We start from the raw sequence: 14,312 nt of genomic DNA, 5'->3' as shown, positions 1-14,312 counted from the left end.
GTGCGCCAAGCCGCCATCGCGCCCCGCGGACGACGACCCGAGTCGACCGGGCCGGAGATGGCCCGGATCAGTCGGCAGTCGGTGTCAGCCCGCCCGGGTGGCGGGCCGTTCGTCAATGCGATGCAGGTCCTGGGTCATCGTCGCCAACCGGTCGCCCAGCGCAGGGGTTGCCGCGAGCAGCAGGTTGCCTTGACGCAACCCGTCATCCGCCAGGAAGTCGTTGGTCCAGCCGCCGGCCTCGCGCACCAGCAGCAGGCCGGCGAGCGCGTCCCAGGCGTTGATGTGCAGCTCGGCATAGCCGTCGTTCAGGCCGCAGGCGACCTCGGCCAGGCCGAGCGCGCCGGAGCCATGGCGACGGAACTCGATGCCGGCTTCGGTCAGCCGCTGCAGCAGGGTGCAGTAGGCCGCCAGCGGTCGGCGCTCGGACCAGCCGACCTCGACCAGCGGCGCCGCACCATGCGCCAGGCCGCTGACCCGGATCGGCCGGCCGTTCAGCGTGGCGCCCTGGCCGCGCCGGGCGACGAACAGCCGGTCGTCCGCCGGGGCGTAGAGGATGCCGATCTCGATCTCGCCGTCCTGGACATAGGCCAATGACACACACCAGCGGCCGGAGCCGTGGATATAGCCCGCGGTGCCGTCGATCGGGTCGACCACCCAGACCCGGTCGGCCGCCTCGCCGCCATATTCCTCGCCGATCACCGCATCGCCGAAGCGCTGGGCGATCTCGCCACGCACCAGCTGCTCCACGGCCCGGTCGGCCTCGGTGCAGAAGTCGATCGCGCTCTTCGCCTCGATCGGTGCCAAAGTGCGGCGCATGCCGAGCGCCAGGGCACCGGCGCGCAGGGCCAGATCCAGGCCGAAGGCCTGGCGTTCGTCCAGCTCGTGCATCAGGCTGCCTCCCCCGCCGGCACCAGGGCGGCGCCGTCCGCCGGGATCGCGACGCCCACCGCCACGCCGGGGGCGAAGGGCTCGCCGACATTGCCGTCGATGACGAAGGCCTCGGCTCCGATTTCCGATAACTCCACCTGATACTCCATATGGCTGCCGAGATAGGCGGCCTTGCGGATCGTGCCGGCCAGTTCGCCGGGCTGCGGTCCGCCGGGGCGCAGCCGCACCGCCTGGGGCCGCACCGCGACCTCGACAGGGCCGACCGGCAGGTCGCGATGCGGCAGGGACAGGGCCACTCCGCCGAACTGGATCCGCGCCACGGCCCCGTCGCGCCGCTGCAGCGTCGCCGGCAGCAGGTTGGCGTTGCCGATGAAGTCGGCGATGAAGCGGTTCGCCGGCCGCTCGTACAGGTCGCGCGGCGTGCCGTCCTGCACGATCCGGGCCGAATGCATCACCACGATGCGGTCGGAGACGGCCAGCGCCTCCTCCTGGTCATGGGTGACGTAGACGACGGTGAGGCCGAGCGACTGTTGCAGCCCGCGGATGTCCTCGCGCACCCGGCGCCGCAGCTTGGCGTCGAGGTTGGAGAGCGGCTCGTCGAACAGCAGCACCTTCGGCTCCAGCACGATGGCGCGGGCGACCGCGACCCGTTGCTGCTGGCCGCCCGACAGCTCGCTGGGCAGCCGCCGCTCGAAGCCCGACAGGCCGACCGCCGCCAGCTTCTCCGCCGCCATCGCCTCAGCCCTGGCCTGCGGCAGGCCGGAGGCGCGCAGGCCGTAGCAGACGTTCTGCATCACCGTCATGTGCGGAAACAGCGCATAGGACTGGAACACCATGCTGACGTCGCGCTCGGCGGCGGAGCGGTGGGAGACGTCCTCGCCGTCGATCAGGATCCGGCCCTCGGTCGCCAGCTCCAGCCCGGCGACCAGGCGCAGCGTCGTGGTCTTGCCGCACCCGGACGGGCCCAGCAGGGTCACCAGCGTGCCGCGCTCGATCGCGAAGCCGACGCGGTCGACCGCGGTCACCGGCCCGTAGCGCTTGCTGACGGCGCGAAACTCGACCGCCGGGAGGCCGGCGGCGGACCGTGCCGCGGCGGGGTCGATCAGGTTGAGATTGCTTGTCACGCCTGCACCACGGATTGGCGGTTGCGGGTTGCCGGGGCCGCCGCGGACCGACGGCCGATCCGCCGTTCGCCGACCAGGGCCTGGATCGCCATCAGCGCCAGGACCATGATGGTGATCAGCACGGCGGAATAGACGATCGCCAGACCGTATTCGCCGAACTCGGCCCGACCGACGATGTAGACGGTGGCGAGGTTGAACTCGCCGCTGACCAGGAAGATCACCGCGCTGACGCTGGTGATCGCCCGGACGAAGGCATAGACCAGTGAGGTCGCAACCGCCGGCCGCAGGATCGGCAGGATCACCCGCCGCAGCGTGGTGGCAGAGCGCGCGCCCAGCGTTAGCGACGCTTCGTCCAGGCTGCGGTCGATCTGGCTGAGATTGGCCAGCCCGGCGCGGATGCCGACCGGCATGTTCCGGAACACGAAGGCGATGATCATGATCATTGCCGTGCCCGTCAGCTCGATCGGACCGCTGTTGAAGGCCAGGATGTAGCTGATGCCGATCACCGTGCCGGGGATGGCGAAGCTCATCATGGTCAGGAACTCGAAGGCGCCGCGGCCGGCGAAGCTCTGCCGGTTCAGCAGATAGGCGGTCAGGATGCCCAGCGCCGCGGTCGGCACCATGGCCAGCAGCGCGACCTCGAGCGTCGTGATCAGCGAGTTCCAGGCCGACCCGGCCAAGTACCAGCCATGGTCGCTGTCGCCGATGGCGAAGGCGGTCAGGAAGTGCTTCAGCGTCAGGGCGTTGTCGCTGCCGATGGCGCTGACGAAGCCGCCGATCATGATGATGCCGTAGACCGCGACGGTCAGCACGATCCAGGGCAGCACCACGGCGTAGCACAGAATTCGCAATGCCTTGGGCAGCGGGCCCGGCAGCCCGGAATCGCCCTTGCCGGCGACGGTGACGTAGCTCTTCCGCCCGATCCACAGCCGCTGCAGCACGAAGGCGGACAGGCTGAAGCTCAGCAGCACGATCGCCAGCACCGCGGCCTGGCCCTGGTCCTGCGCCGCGCCGACCACGGCGAAGTAGACGCTGGTCGACAGCACGCGAAAATTGCCGCCGATCATCATCGGGTTGCCGAAATCCGCCAGGCTTTCGATGAAGGCGATCAAGAAGGCGTTGGCCAAGCCCGGCCGGATCAGCGGCCAGGTGACGTGGCGGAAGGTGCGCCACGGGCCGCTGCGCAGGGTCTGCGACGCCTCCTCCATGCTCGGGCTGACGCCCTGCAGCACGCCCAGCAGCACCAGGTAGGAGATCGGGGTGAAGGCCAGCAGCTGGGCGATGGTCAGACCCGGCATGCCGTACAGCCAGCGGCTGCGCGGCAGGCCGAACCAGTCGTTCAGCAGCGTCGTCACCATGCCGGCGCGGCCGAACAGCAGGATCAGCGCCAAGCCGATGACGAAGGGCGGCGTGATCACCGGCAGCACCGCCAGCACCTTGAACAGGCGCGGGAACGGGAAGCGGGTGCGCTGGGCCACCAGCGCGAAGGCGAGGCCCAAGAGCGTGCTGAGCACGCCGACCAGCGTGGCCTGGGCGAGCGAGTTCCAGGCCACGCCGCAGCTGCGCCCGCCAGACAGGCAGGCCAGGCCCCAGATCGAGGAATCGGTCAGCTTGTCGGCGAACATCGGCAGGTCGACCTGCCCCTGATTGTCCTTGAACGCCGACAGCAGGACGCAGAGCACCGGATAGCCGACGAAGATCAGGATCGAGCCGCAGACGATGACCAGCGCGCCGACGGTGAAGGCGTCGCCCTTGCACCAGCCCTGCCGGGCCAGGCCATGCGCGGCCAGCAGCGCCATCGCCACCAGGAAGCCGAGCGCGCCCCAGCCCAGCGCCGGCTGCGCCGCGGCCCAGCCGGACAGGCTGCCGAGATCCACGATGGCCCAGCCCTGCCGGTCGATGGCGAAGCCCTGCAGCAAGGTCCAGGCGATGCCCCCCGCCCCGGCCCAGGCCAGCAGGCGCGGCCGCCGCCGCAGCTCGGCCAGGCTGGCCAGCAGCAGCGGCGGCAGCAGGCCGGCCAGCCAGGGGCTGCCCCCGACGGCTTCGACCACCGCCGGCGCCCCTCCCTCGGTCAGCGCCCGGACCAGCCCGCCCTCGATCCCATACCAGGGCAGCACCAGCACCGACGCCCAGCCGAGCAGCAGGCACAGCCGCGCGCCCGAAAGCCGCGCCGCGACCGCCCCTTTCCTGAGTCCCGTCGCCGCCACCTCAGCCGCCGTTCTTCACGTCCTTGGTCCAGCGCGACAGCAGTCGCGTGCGCTCGGCGGAGGAGCCGTATTTCTCGAAGTCGTAGTGGATCAGCTTGATGTTGCTGGTGTCCGGCGATTCCGGCGGTATCGCGGAGGCGGTGTTCGACGGCACCTGGAAGCTGCCGTTCTTGGCGGCGATCGCCTGCGCCTCGGGCGTCAGCGCCCAGTCGTAGAATTTCTTCGCCTCGTCCATGTGCCGGGCACCCTTGATCAGGCTCATCGACCCGATCTCGTAGCCGGTGCCCTCGCACGGCGACACCACCTTCACCGCCGGCGACTGCTTGGCCGCGTTGATCAGATCGTGCTGGAAGGCGATGCCGACGATGGTCTCGCCGCGGCCCACCGCCTGGGCCGGCGCCGCGCCGGCGCTGGTGTACTGGTCGATGTTCTTGTTCAGGCCGACCAAGTATTCGAAGGCCTTGTCCTCGCCCATCAGCTGGACGATGGTCGCCAGCATGGTCCAGGCGGTGCCGGAGGAATTCGGGTCGGCCATCTGGACCTCGCCCTCGAGTTCCGGCTTCAGCAGGTCGGACCAGCAGGCCGGGGCGGTCAGGTTCCGGTCCTTCAGCTCCTGCTCGTTGTAGCCGAAGCCGAGCACGCCGAGATACAGCCCGACGGTGCGGTCGCCGGAACGCTTGGCCTGGTCCTGCGCCCAGTCCCGCAGCTGGCCGACCAGCGGCGATTTGTAGGGCTCGGTCAGCCCGTCGGTCGCCGCCTGAAGATGCGGATCGCCGGTGCCGCCATACCAGATGTCTCCGCGCGGATTGTCCTTCTCGGCCCGCAGGCGGGCGAAGATCTCGCCGGCGCTCTGCCGCGTCATGTCGACATGGATGCCGGTCTTCTCCTGGAAGGCGCCGGCCGCGGCCCGGCACCACTCCTCGTTCACGCCGCAATAGACCACGACCGAGCCTTCGGCTCGGGCGGGCTCGGAGTGCATGATCAAACCAGCGACCAGCGCGATCGTCGCGCCCGACAGGGCAGCCATCTTCGATGTCATGGGCACCGTCAACCTCCCCAGCATTTTGTTGCAACCGTGTGCAAATGCTGTTCGATCGATCGCGCTTCGTCAATGACAAATTTGTGACGGATGATAGCCCTCGCGGTCCCCGATACATGGCGCTTTGTAATTGTTATCGCGCTTCAATCGCACAGATCCGTTTGCACATGGTTGCAAACTGCTTATGATCGCGCCATTCGAATGGAGGAGCAGCCCGGCATGCCCGGCCGCGACAGCACGCCACCGGAGACTTCGCCGCCGGCGGAGGATCTCGCTTCCCGGCGCTTCGTCCGCGCCCGCGCCGTGGCCGAGCTGGCGGGCGTGTCGCGCTCGGCGGTGTCCCGCACCTTCACCCCGGGTGCCAGCGTATCGGAGGATACGCGGCAGCGCGTCCTGGCCGCAGCCGAGGCGCTGGGCTACCACGTCAACCACCTGGCCCGCGGCGTGTCGCGGCAGGAAACCGGGATCGTCTGCCTGGTGGTGGCGGACATCGACGCGGCGCAGCCGTCGCGGCTGACGCGAGCGATCACCGAAAAGCTGCAGGAGGCCGGCAAGGTGGCGGTGCTGCTGTGCGTCGGCGGTCCTTCGGACGACGTCGCCACGACGCTGCGCCGCGCCCTTAACTACCGCGCCGACGCCACCATCGTGATGTCGGGCACGCCGGCCCAGTCGATCGTGCGCGAATGCCTCGACAACGGGCAGCGGCTGATCCTGATCAGCCGCGACGACCGCATCGTCGGCCCGGACAACATCCTGCTCGACAATGCCGGGGCGGCGCGGACGGCGCTGAACCTGTTCCTCCGGGCCGGATGCCGCCGGCCGGCCGTGGTCACGACCGAGCTGGGCACGCCCAGCCTGTCCGCCCGAGCGGACGCCTTCGTCGCGGCCGCCCGCGGGATCGGCATCGAGCCCGCCGTGGTCCGGCTGGGGCAGATGACCAGCTACGCCAACGGTGTCGGCGCCGCGCACCGGCTGTTTGCGGCGGGAGATCGGTCCGACGCGGTGTTCTGCGTCAACGACGCGACCGCCTTCGGCCTGATCGACGCGGCCCGGCACGAATTCGGGTTGCGGGTGCCGGAAGACGTGTCGGTGATCGGCTTCGACAACGTCATGCAGGCCGGCTGGATGTCATACCAGCTGACCACCTTCGACCATCCGGTGGACGATATCGCCCACCACGCCGTTGATCTGGCATCGGGACGCGGCGCCGCCCGCGCGGCCCCGGCCCGGATCGAGCTCATACCTCCGCTGGTATGGCGGCGCACAGTCAGGATTTGATGATGGATTTGCAATCGACGACGACCGGGGGTCCGGCCGGTGGGTGAGACGATCAAGCCGAAAGCGCCTCGCCGCCAATATGGGGCGCTGCCCTATCGCTTCCGGACGGATGGGTCGCTGGAGATCCTTCTGGTCACGACACGGAGAACGGGACGCTGGATCGTCCCGAAAGGGTGGAAGATCAAGGGCAAGAAGCCCGCCCGATCGGCCGCCCAGGAGGCCTTCGAGGAGGCCGGCGTGCGAGGCAAGGTATCGGAGAAGCCGATCGGCAGCTTCGTCTACGACAAATGGCTGGACGGCGATGGCGTCTCGGCTCCATGCGAGGTCCGGGTGTTTGCCCTTATGGTCAAGCGCCAGGAGGACACATGGCGGGAGAGCCAGGAGCGCGAGGCGCGATGGGTGACGCCAGAGATCGCGCTGCAGCTGGTCGACGATACGGGCCTCAGGGATCTTATCGCGGCGTCGGTTGACGCCCTATCCTTCGAGCCGGCGCCACGGACATCGCTCGGGATCCAGGCCGGGGATCCGCCGGCAGTCTGGGGAGCGAGCCGCCAGGACACGCGATAGGCTGGGCCCGGCACCAGGAACGCACAGATCGAGCCCAACCCTCGGTGACACGCGTCGTCCTGGTGCGGCTGCCCGCGGCGAGCCCGCAGCTGCGTTCGGTCGATGCCTATCTTCCACGGCAAGGATCGGTGGCCGAAGACCTGGCTCAGTTCGGCCTGCACGTCGGTGACGCCGCGGCCGTCGACCTCCGTCTTGCCGAGTTCTTTAACGGCAGCAGTGACGGCTTCGATCAGATCCCCGTATCGGCATACCGCGCGCTGGCGGACCTTTTCGATCGCGATTGGCTCGTAGGAGCGGCGCGGCGCCCGGATCGCTGCGCGTCATCACCGGCGGCGCGTGACGAAGTGCTGCGCTTGCCGCCGGCTCAACCCAGCCGGCGCAGAATTAGCCCAAGCCTGTCAGGACCGGTCGGCCGCCCGCCGCGCCGCCGGGCGCTTGGCCGCCGGCTTGCGCAGGCCCCCCGGCTTGCGCCACAGCACGGCACCGCCCTCGATCCCGGCATCGTTCGAGGCGATGGTGACGCCCTTCGGCAGGGTGAAGTCGATGCGTTTGGCGTTGCCGCCGCTGATGTGAATCCGGTCTGGATGCAGCAGGATCTCCAACACCTCCAGCATCCGCTTCACGCGCCGGTTCCAGCGCTTCTTGCCGATCTTCTCGTAGGCGACGTTGCCGAGATACTCGTCATAGGTCTTGCCGCCCTTGGACAACGGGTGGTGCGCCAGCTCCAGATGCGGCGCCGGCACGCCGTCATGGAGCAGCGCCGTTCCGACGCCGGTGCCGAGGGTGACCACCAGTTCCAGCCCGCTGCCGTCGACCAGGGCCAAGCCCTGCATCTCGGCGTCGTTGACCATGCGCACCGGCGCACCGCCCAGCCGCTTCGACAGGGCCGGAGCCAGGGCGAAGCCGGCCCAGTCCTCGGTGCCGAGATTGGGGGCGGTGATCACCCGGCCGTCGCGGACCACGCCGGGGAAGCCGACGGCGATGCGGTCGAATTCCGGCAGGGGCTTGACCAGCGCCGCGATGGTGTCGAGGAACAGCTTCGGCGGGCAGGGATGCGGCGTCGGCACCCGCTGCCGGTCCGACCGCATCTTGCCGCGGTCGTCGATCACGGCGGCCTTGAGCCCCGTGCCCCCCACATCGATCGCCAGGATGCCAGGCTTCACGCGCGTTCCTCCTTGGTCGGCCCCATCACCATGTCGGGCTATGTCCGGCGGCGTCAACCTCCGCCAACCGCGCCGGCGGCCGCGTGGCCGGCGGCGATGCCGGTCTCGCCGTCGACCAGCACCAGGAAATCGGCGCCCTCCCACCGCCCGGTGTCGCGCCACTGGAAGGTGAAGCGGATCCGGGTGCCGGGCGGCGCCGATGCGGTCGGCAGATCGAGAGCGTGCAGGCCGAAGGGGGTCGCTTCCGTCGCGTCGTCGCGGATCGTGCCCCAATCGTCCAGGGTCCAGTGCACCGTGGCCGCCGCCGGCAGTTCGAGCCGCAGGACCTTGCCGGCCGGCAAGGCCCGCCGCTTCTGGTTGAAGCGCCAGCACCGGGCCGGCGAGGTGACCTTGTCGATCTGGTAGCGCTGCACCGGCTGCGGTGGCAGGTCGAACACCCGTCCGTCACGCAACGACCGCAGCAGCTTGATGTGCTCGGAATGCGCCCAGACCAGCGGCATGGCGCTGCCCGAGGGACGGCCGCGGAACAGCTCGCGCTGCGGCACGTCGTCGGAATCCCACACCTGCTCCGGCAGCAGCCCGCCCTCCCCGGCCGACCGCTCCAGCGTGGCCAGCAGCGCCTGAGCCAGATCGACTCGGCCGGCCGCCAGCTCGTAATGCGCCCGCTCGCCGGTCAGGAGCGGCCAGGCCCGGCCGATGCCGGTGCCGTCGAATGGCGCGCCGTCGGCATGCTCGCCATAGCCGTCATCGTTGTAGCGGTACCAGACCGGGCCTTGCGGCAGCTCGGCCTTCAGCACCGCGTCGATGGCCTTGACCGTGTCGACGATGCGCGGGTCGTCCACGGCGCGCAGGCCGAAGCGCACCAGGGCCAGCGCGTCGGGACTGATCAGCAGTGCCGCGCGCCGGGCGTCGTCTCCCGGCGGCCGGTTCTTCACCGGCACAAAGCCGTCGAGCGGCGAGGCGGCGTCCGCCGCATCGGCCGGGGCGATGCGGACATAGTAGCCCTTGAGGCCGAGCTGGCTGCAGATCGCGGTGCCCTCGGCGAAGGTCCAGCGCTCGACCTCGTCGTTCCAGATGTCGGCGGTCTCGCGCAGCCAGCGCGCTTCCTCGGCGCCCGAGGGTTCAAGGATGTCGGCCGCGGCGAGCAGCGCCGCGATCTCGACCGCCAGGGTGAAGGGCGAGTAGCCGGCATCCTCCTCCCACCGGTCCTGGCCGGTGACCGGGCCGTTGCGCAGAATGAAGCCGGCGGCGCGCCGCACCATCGGCGCGAACCGGGCCAGCTCGTCCCCGGTCAGCGCGCCCTCGCGCCGCAGCATGTCGGCCAGCAGGATCGGGAAGGCGCATTCGTCCATCTGCACCCCGTTCCAATAGGGGGTGCCGTCGAGCCAGACATTCTGCGACCAGTGGCCGTCCGCCTCCTGGATCGCCTGCAGATAGCCGAGGATCGCCTTGGCCTCGGTGACCGCGCCGGCCGCGAGGAAGCCGCCCGCGGTCTCGACCAGGTCGCGCGGCCAGACCAGGTGGTAGCCGCCGAGATCCTCGTCGCCCTTGTGGAAGCCCCAGGGGATCGACAGCGAGGCGATGGCGGCGCCGGGGAACTCGATGGTCTGGTGGCTGGCCAGCACCGCGGTGCTGGTGCGGTAGGCCGTGGCCGCGGAGCCGGCGATGCCGTCCAGCGGCAGCAGCCGGGACTGCCAGGCCCGCCAGCCCTCGACATAGAGGTCGTGCGCATCGGCGAAGCCGTTCTGCAGGCCGGCCAGGGCGTGGTGCGCCGCCTCCTCCGGCCGCTCGCCGAAGCCGAGCGCCAGCAGGACGCGGCCGCCGGGGGCTGCCGCCAGGTCGATCTCCCCGGCCAGGGCGATGTTGCCGGCTTCGGCCCGGCGCCAGGCCGGGTTCAGCTCGCCCCGCTGCGACAGCTGCTGCCAGCCGTCCGAAGCGCCGACATAGCCGACCGAGCGGGCACGCCAGGGCACCGAGACGGCCAGCGCCAACGACACGCCGTCGGTGCCGCGGGCGAACAGCATCGGCGTGCCCTTGTAGTCGTCGACCCAGCCGGTGTTGTCGGCGCCGGCATTGACCAGGTGCGGCGCCAGCAGGGCGAACAGCCGGTGGCCGGCCGGCTCGTCCTGCCGCGGGGTGAAAACGATCTCCTGCAGCAGCACCGGGCCGCGTGGATCGGCCAGCACCGACTTCTCGATCCGCCAGCGTCCGTCCAGCGCCGTGTTGACCATCCGGAAGGCCGGCACCCCGGCCTCGATCATCCGGGTGTCCGAGCGCGCGTCGCGCTTCTCCTCGGCGAAATACCCGTCCGGGCCGGTGACGATCAGGCCGAGGTCGCGGACGCAGGCGGTGTCGATTCGCGGGAAGTAGATCTCGTTCAGGATGCCGTGGCTGAGGGTGAACCAGACCCGGCTGGTGCCGGAGAGGGCGGTGCCGACCCCCGATTTGGCGCTGGAGGTCCACCGCGCCGGCCCGCCGGGGGCGCCCGGCGGCTGCTCGTTTCGATCCATTGCGTACCCTCCCTCGGCGCCCGATCGCCGCATCCCCCGTCATTCAGACTCGAAACCGGCGCGGCACGGGCGCACCATCGGCGCGTTTACGGGTTCTACGCTAGCACCACCGCACCGGAAGAAAACGAGAGGATCGACGGAAATGCAGCTCGGGGTGATCGGACTCGGCCGCATGGGCGGCAATATCGCGCGGCGGCTGATGCGGGCCGGCCATGAGTGCGTGGTCTTCGACCGCAGCGCCGAAGCGGTCAAGGCGCTGGCGACGGACGGGGCGAAGCCGGCGGGGGATCTCGCGGGGCTGGTGGCCGGGCTGACGGCGCCGCGCGCGGTCTGGGTGATGCTGCCCGCCGGGGCGCCGACCGAGGACACGGTGACGGCGCTGGCCGGCCTGCTGAGCCCCGGCGACATCATCATCGACGGCGGCAACAGCTTCTACAAGGACGACATCCGTCGCGCCGCGGCGCTGGAGCCGAAGGACCTGCACTATGTCGACGTCGGCACCTCCGGCGGCGTCTGGGGGCTGGAGCGCGGCTACTGCATGATGATCGGCGGCACCAAGGCCGCGGTCGACCATCTCGACCCGATCTTCGCGGCGCTGGCGCCGGGGCTGGGCACGGTGGAGCGGACGCCGGGCCGCGACGGCCGCGACCCGCGCGCCGAGAGCGGCTACATCCATGCCGGGCCGGCCGGCGCCGGGCACTTCGTCAAGATGGTGCACAACGGCATCGAATACGGGCTGATGCAGGCCTATGCCGAGGGCTTCGACATCCTGAAGAACAAGGATTCGACCGAGCTGCCGGAGGCCGAGCGCTACAGCCTGGACATGGCCGACATCGCCGAGGTGTGGCGCCGCGGCAGCGTCGTCTCCTCCTGGCTGCTCGACCTCAGCGCCATCGCCCTGGCCGAGAACGAGACCCTGTCGAACTACACCGGGTCGGTCGCCGATTCCGGCGAGGGCCGCTGGACGATCATGGCGGCGCTGGAGGAGGCGGTGCCGGCCGACGTGCTGTCGACCGCGCTCTATGTCCGCTTCCGCTCACGCCAGGAGCACACCTTCGGCGAGAAGCTGCTGTCGGCGATGCGCAACAAGTTCGGCGGCCATATCGAACGGCCGGCGGGCGGCTGAGCCATGGCTGCGATGATCTCGCCCTCCCCCGCGAAGCCGGCCGGCACCCCCGCCGCGCCGCCCTGCACCTTCGTCATCTTCGGCGCCTCGGGGGATCTCACCGGGCGCCTGCTGACCCCCGCCTTGTACCATCTGGAGCGCGAGGGGCTGCTGGATTCCGGCTTCGAGATCCTCGGCGTCGACCGGGTGGAGAACAATGACGAGGGCTTCCGCGAGACCCTGGGCCAGGCCCTGCACACGATCGGCGTCGAAGGCGCCATCGACGAAGCCGCCTGGGACCGCCTGGCCGCCGGCATCCACTACCTGACCGGCGACTTCGCCGATCCCGGCACCTTCCAGAGGCTGGCGGAGCATCTGGCCGAGCGGCAGCGGGCGACCGGCACGTCCAATGCCGTGTTCTATCTGGCGGTGGCGCCGCGCTTCTTCGCCCCGATCGCCGCCGCGCTGTCGACCGCGGGCCTGCTGGACGAGAGCGACAGCGCCTTCCGCCGCGTGGTGGTGGAGAAGCCGTTCGGCACCGACCTGGCCTCGGCGCGGGACCTGAACGCCAAGCTGCTGGCCGTCGCCACCGAGAAGCAGATCTACCGGATCGATCATTATCTCGGGAAGGAGACGGTCCAGAACATCATGGCCTTCCGGTTCGGCAACGGCATCTTCGAGCCGATCTGGGACCGCGACCATATCGAGCATGTGCAGATCACCGCAGCCGAGACGGTGGGGGTGGAGCGGCGCGGCCGCTTCTACGACGGCACCGGGGCGCTGCGCGACATGGTGCCGAACCACCTGTTCCAGCTCCTGGCCATGACCGCGATGGAGGCGCCGAACTCCTTCGACGCCGACGCCGTTCGCACCGAGAAGGCCAAGGTGGTCGAGGCGCTGCGCAACCTGACGCCCGAGGAGGCGGCCAAGGTTGTGGTGCGCGGCCAGTACGGCGCCGGCACGGTGCTGGGCAAGCCCCGCGCCGCCTACCGGCAGGAGCCGGATGTGGCGCCGGACAGCCGCACCGAGACCTATGTCGCGATGAAGCTGGCGATCGACAACTGGCGCTGGTCCGGCGTGCCCTTCTACCTGCGCACCGGCAAGTCGCTGGCGGTGCGGCGGACCGAGGTCGCGATCCAGTTCAAGCGGGCGCCGGCGGTGCTGTTCCGCGACGCAGTCAACGCCCCGACGCCGAACCTGCTGGTGATCAGCATCCAGCCGAACGAAGGCATCTCGCTGCGCTTCGCCGCCAAGGTGCCGGGGCGCGAGATGCGGCTGGGCCAGGTCGAGATGAACTTCCGCTATTCCGAGAACTTCAAGGCGGAGCCGCAGACCGGATACGAGACGCTGATCTATGACTGCCTGACCGGCGACCCGACCCTGTTCCAGCGCGCCGACAACATCGAGGCCGGCTGGGCCGAGGTGCAGGCGATCCAGAAGCTGTGGGCCGGGCTGACCACCCCGCCGGACCTGTATCACGCCGGCAGCGACGGCCCGGCCTGCGCCGACGAGCTGCTGGCCCGGGACGGGTTCCAATGGCTGCCGCTGAGGTGACCGCCCCGGCCGGGCGCATCGCCCTGCTGATCTCCGATGTCGACGGCACGCTGGCCGACCCGGACAAGGTGGTGACGCCGGCGTCGGTGGCGGCGGTGCGCCGGCTGGGCGAGGCCGGCATCGGCTTCTCGATCGTCTCCAGCCGGCCGCCGCGCGGCCTGTCGGGGCTGATCCGGCAACTGGATCTGGCCCTGCCGCTGGGCGGCTTCAACGGCGGCACCATCTTCCGGCCCGACATGAGCGTGGTGTCGGCGCTGACGGTGCCGGAGCCGGCGGCGCGGATCGCGCTGGAGACGTTGCGCCGCTTCGGCGCCGATGTCTGGGTGTTCGCCGACAACCAGTGGATCGGGACCGATCCGGACGGGGAGTATGTGCCGCTGGAGCGGCGCACGGTGGGGTTCGAGCCGACCATCGTCGCCGATCTCGACCCCTATCTGGCGCGCGCCGGCAAGATCGTCGGCGCCTCCGGTGATTTCGAGGGGCTGGCCCGCTGCGAGGCCGAGCTGCGGAGCCTGCTGGGCGGCAGCGCCATCGCCGCGCGGTCGCAGCGCTACTATCTCGACATCAACCACCCCGAGGCGGACAAGGGCCATGCGGTCGGCCGCATCGCCGCGGCGGCGGGGGTGGACCCGGCGGAGGTCGCGGTGATCGGCGACGCCGCCAACGACGTGCCGATGTTCAAGGCCGCCGGCCTGTCGATCGCCATGGGCAACGCCATCGACGAGGTCAAGGCGCTGGCCCATGTCGTCACCGCCGGCAACGATGCCGACGGCTTTGCACAAGCGGTGGACCGGTTCCTACTGCCAAGGGGGCCGCAGAGATAGGGCCGGCGTCCACTGCGAGGCCCAACCCCCTCACCCTCCCGTCGCTTCGCGCC

11 protein-coding genes are annotated in these 14,312 nt (G+C 70.3%); 5 read left to right on the top strand and 6 right to left on the bottom strand.

The window, feature by feature from the left end:
- Positions 1–84 precede the first annotated feature (84 nt).
- The 4 genes from FFK22_RS23710 to FFK22_RS23695 are packed head-to-tail and all read right to left on the bottom strand — an operon-like array spanning position 85 to position 5,258.
- A complete protein-coding gene (locus FFK22_RS23710; protein ID WP_138890348.1) occupies positions 85–888 on the bottom strand; it encodes an inositol monophosphatase in 804 nt (267 codons plus the stop codon).
- On the bottom strand, positions 888–2,012 hold the full coding sequence (locus tag FFK22_RS23705) for an ABC transporter ATP-binding protein (protein ID WP_221938804.1): 1,125 nt from the start codon (positions 2,010–2,012) through the stop codon (positions 888–890). Before FFK22_RS23705 ends, FFK22_RS23710 begins: the two co-directional genes overlap by 1 nt.
- Complete coding sequence (locus tag FFK22_RS23700; protein ID WP_221938803.1) at positions 2,009–4,219, bottom strand: iron ABC transporter permease; 2,211 nt, start codon at positions 4,217–4,219, stop codon at positions 2,009–2,011. The genes FFK22_RS23705 and FFK22_RS23700 overlap by 4 nt, the downstream gene beginning before the upstream one ends.
- Before the next feature lies 1 nt (position 4,220).
- The gene (locus tag FFK22_RS23695) at positions 4,221–5,258 is read right to left on the bottom strand and encodes an ABC transporter substrate-binding protein (RefSeq protein ID WP_138890358.1); all 1,038 of its coding nucleotides are present in this window, start codon (positions 5,256–5,258) and stop codon (positions 4,221–4,223) included.
- A gap of 219 nt (positions 5,259–5,477) precedes the next feature.
- Here FFK22_RS23695 and FFK22_RS23690 point away from each other — a divergent pair, with 219 nt between their 5' ends.
- Together FFK22_RS23690 and FFK22_RS23685 are read left to right on the top strand one after the other, a co-directional pair.
- Positions 5,478–6,536 (top strand): LacI family DNA-binding transcriptional regulator, encoded by a 1,059-nt coding sequence (locus FFK22_RS23690; protein ID WP_138890349.1) that lies wholly within the window; start codon positions 5,478–5,480, stop codon positions 6,534–6,536.
- 39 nt (positions 6,537–6,575) lie between these two features.
- Entirely contained in the window at positions 6,576–7,103 is a 528-nt protein-coding gene (locus FFK22_RS23685; RefSeq protein WP_138890350.1) for an NUDIX hydrolase, read from the top strand.
- A gap of 398 nt (positions 7,104–7,501) precedes the next feature.
- Here the strand turns inward: FFK22_RS23685 and FFK22_RS23680 are convergent, their stop codons facing one another.
- Positions 7,502–8,266, bottom strand: coding sequence for an ROK family protein (locus tag FFK22_RS23680; RefSeq protein ID WP_138890351.1), 765 nt, complete (start codon positions 8,264–8,266; stop codon positions 7,502–7,504).
- A gap of 53 nt (positions 8,267–8,319) precedes the next feature.
- The gene (locus FFK22_RS23675) at positions 8,320–10,776 is read right to left on the bottom strand and encodes a glucan 1,4-alpha-glucosidase (protein WP_138890352.1); all 2,457 of its coding nucleotides are present in this window, start codon (positions 10,774–10,776) and stop codon (positions 8,320–8,322) included.
- A gap of 142 nt (positions 10,777–10,918) precedes the next feature.
- Between FFK22_RS23675 and gnd the strand changes: the two genes are divergently transcribed.
- From gnd to FFK22_RS23660, 3 genes are read left to right on the top strand one after another with little or no spacing between them, the layout of a single operon-like run.
- A complete protein-coding gene (gnd, locus tag FFK22_RS23670; RefSeq protein ID WP_138890353.1) occupies positions 10,919–11,902 on the top strand; it encodes a phosphogluconate dehydrogenase (NAD(+)-dependent, decarboxylating) in 984 nt (327 codons plus the stop codon).
- 3 nt (positions 11,903–11,905) lie between these two features.
- On the top strand, positions 11,906–13,435 hold the full coding sequence (gene zwf, locus FFK22_RS23665) for a glucose-6-phosphate dehydrogenase (protein ID WP_221938801.1): 1,530 nt from the start codon (positions 11,906–11,908) through the stop codon (positions 13,433–13,435).
- Positions 13,417–14,259 carry an HAD family hydrolase gene (locus FFK22_RS23660; RefSeq protein WP_138890354.1) on the top strand — a complete coding sequence of 281 codons (843 nt, stop codon included), beginning with the start codon at positions 13,417–13,419 and terminating at the stop codon, positions 14,257–14,259. Before zwf ends, FFK22_RS23660 begins: the two co-directional genes overlap by 19 nt.
- Positions 14,260–14,312 lie beyond the last annotated feature (53 nt).

The sequence above is a fragment of the Mycobacterium sp. KBS0706 genome, from assembly GCF_005938675.2.
Classification (GTDB): domain Bacteria; phylum Pseudomonadota; class Alphaproteobacteria; order DSM-16000; family Inquilinaceae; genus Inquilinus.
This window is presented reverse-complemented; position numbering and strand designations above follow the sequence as displayed.

Coding starts and splice junctions, on each gene's coding strand:
- FFK22_RS23710 (WP_138890348.1), bottom strand. CDS start 888: ATGCACGAGCTGGACGAACGCCAGGCCTTCGGCCTGGATCTGGCCCTG.
- FFK22_RS23695 (WP_138890358.1), bottom strand. CDS start 5,258: ATGACATCGAAGATGGCTGCCCTGTCGGGCGCGACGATCGCGCTGGTC.
- FFK22_RS23690 (WP_138890349.1), top strand. CDS start 5,478: ATGCCCGGCCGCGACAGCACGCCACCGGAGACTTCGCCGCCGGCGGAG.
- FFK22_RS23675 (WP_138890352.1), bottom strand. CDS start 10,776: ATGGATCGAAACGAGCAGCCGCCGGGCGCCCCCGGCGGGCCGGCGCGG.
- gnd (WP_138890353.1), top strand. CDS start 10,919: ATGCAGCTCGGGGTGATCGGACTCGGCCGCATGGGCGGCAATATCGCG.
- zwf (WP_221938801.1), top strand. CDS start 11,906: ATGGCTGCGATGATCTCGCCCTCCCCCGCGAAGCCGGCCGGCACCCCC.
- FFK22_RS23660 (WP_138890354.1), top strand. CDS start 13,417: ATGGCTGCCGCTGAGGTGACCGCCCCGGCCGGGCGCATCGCCCTGCTG.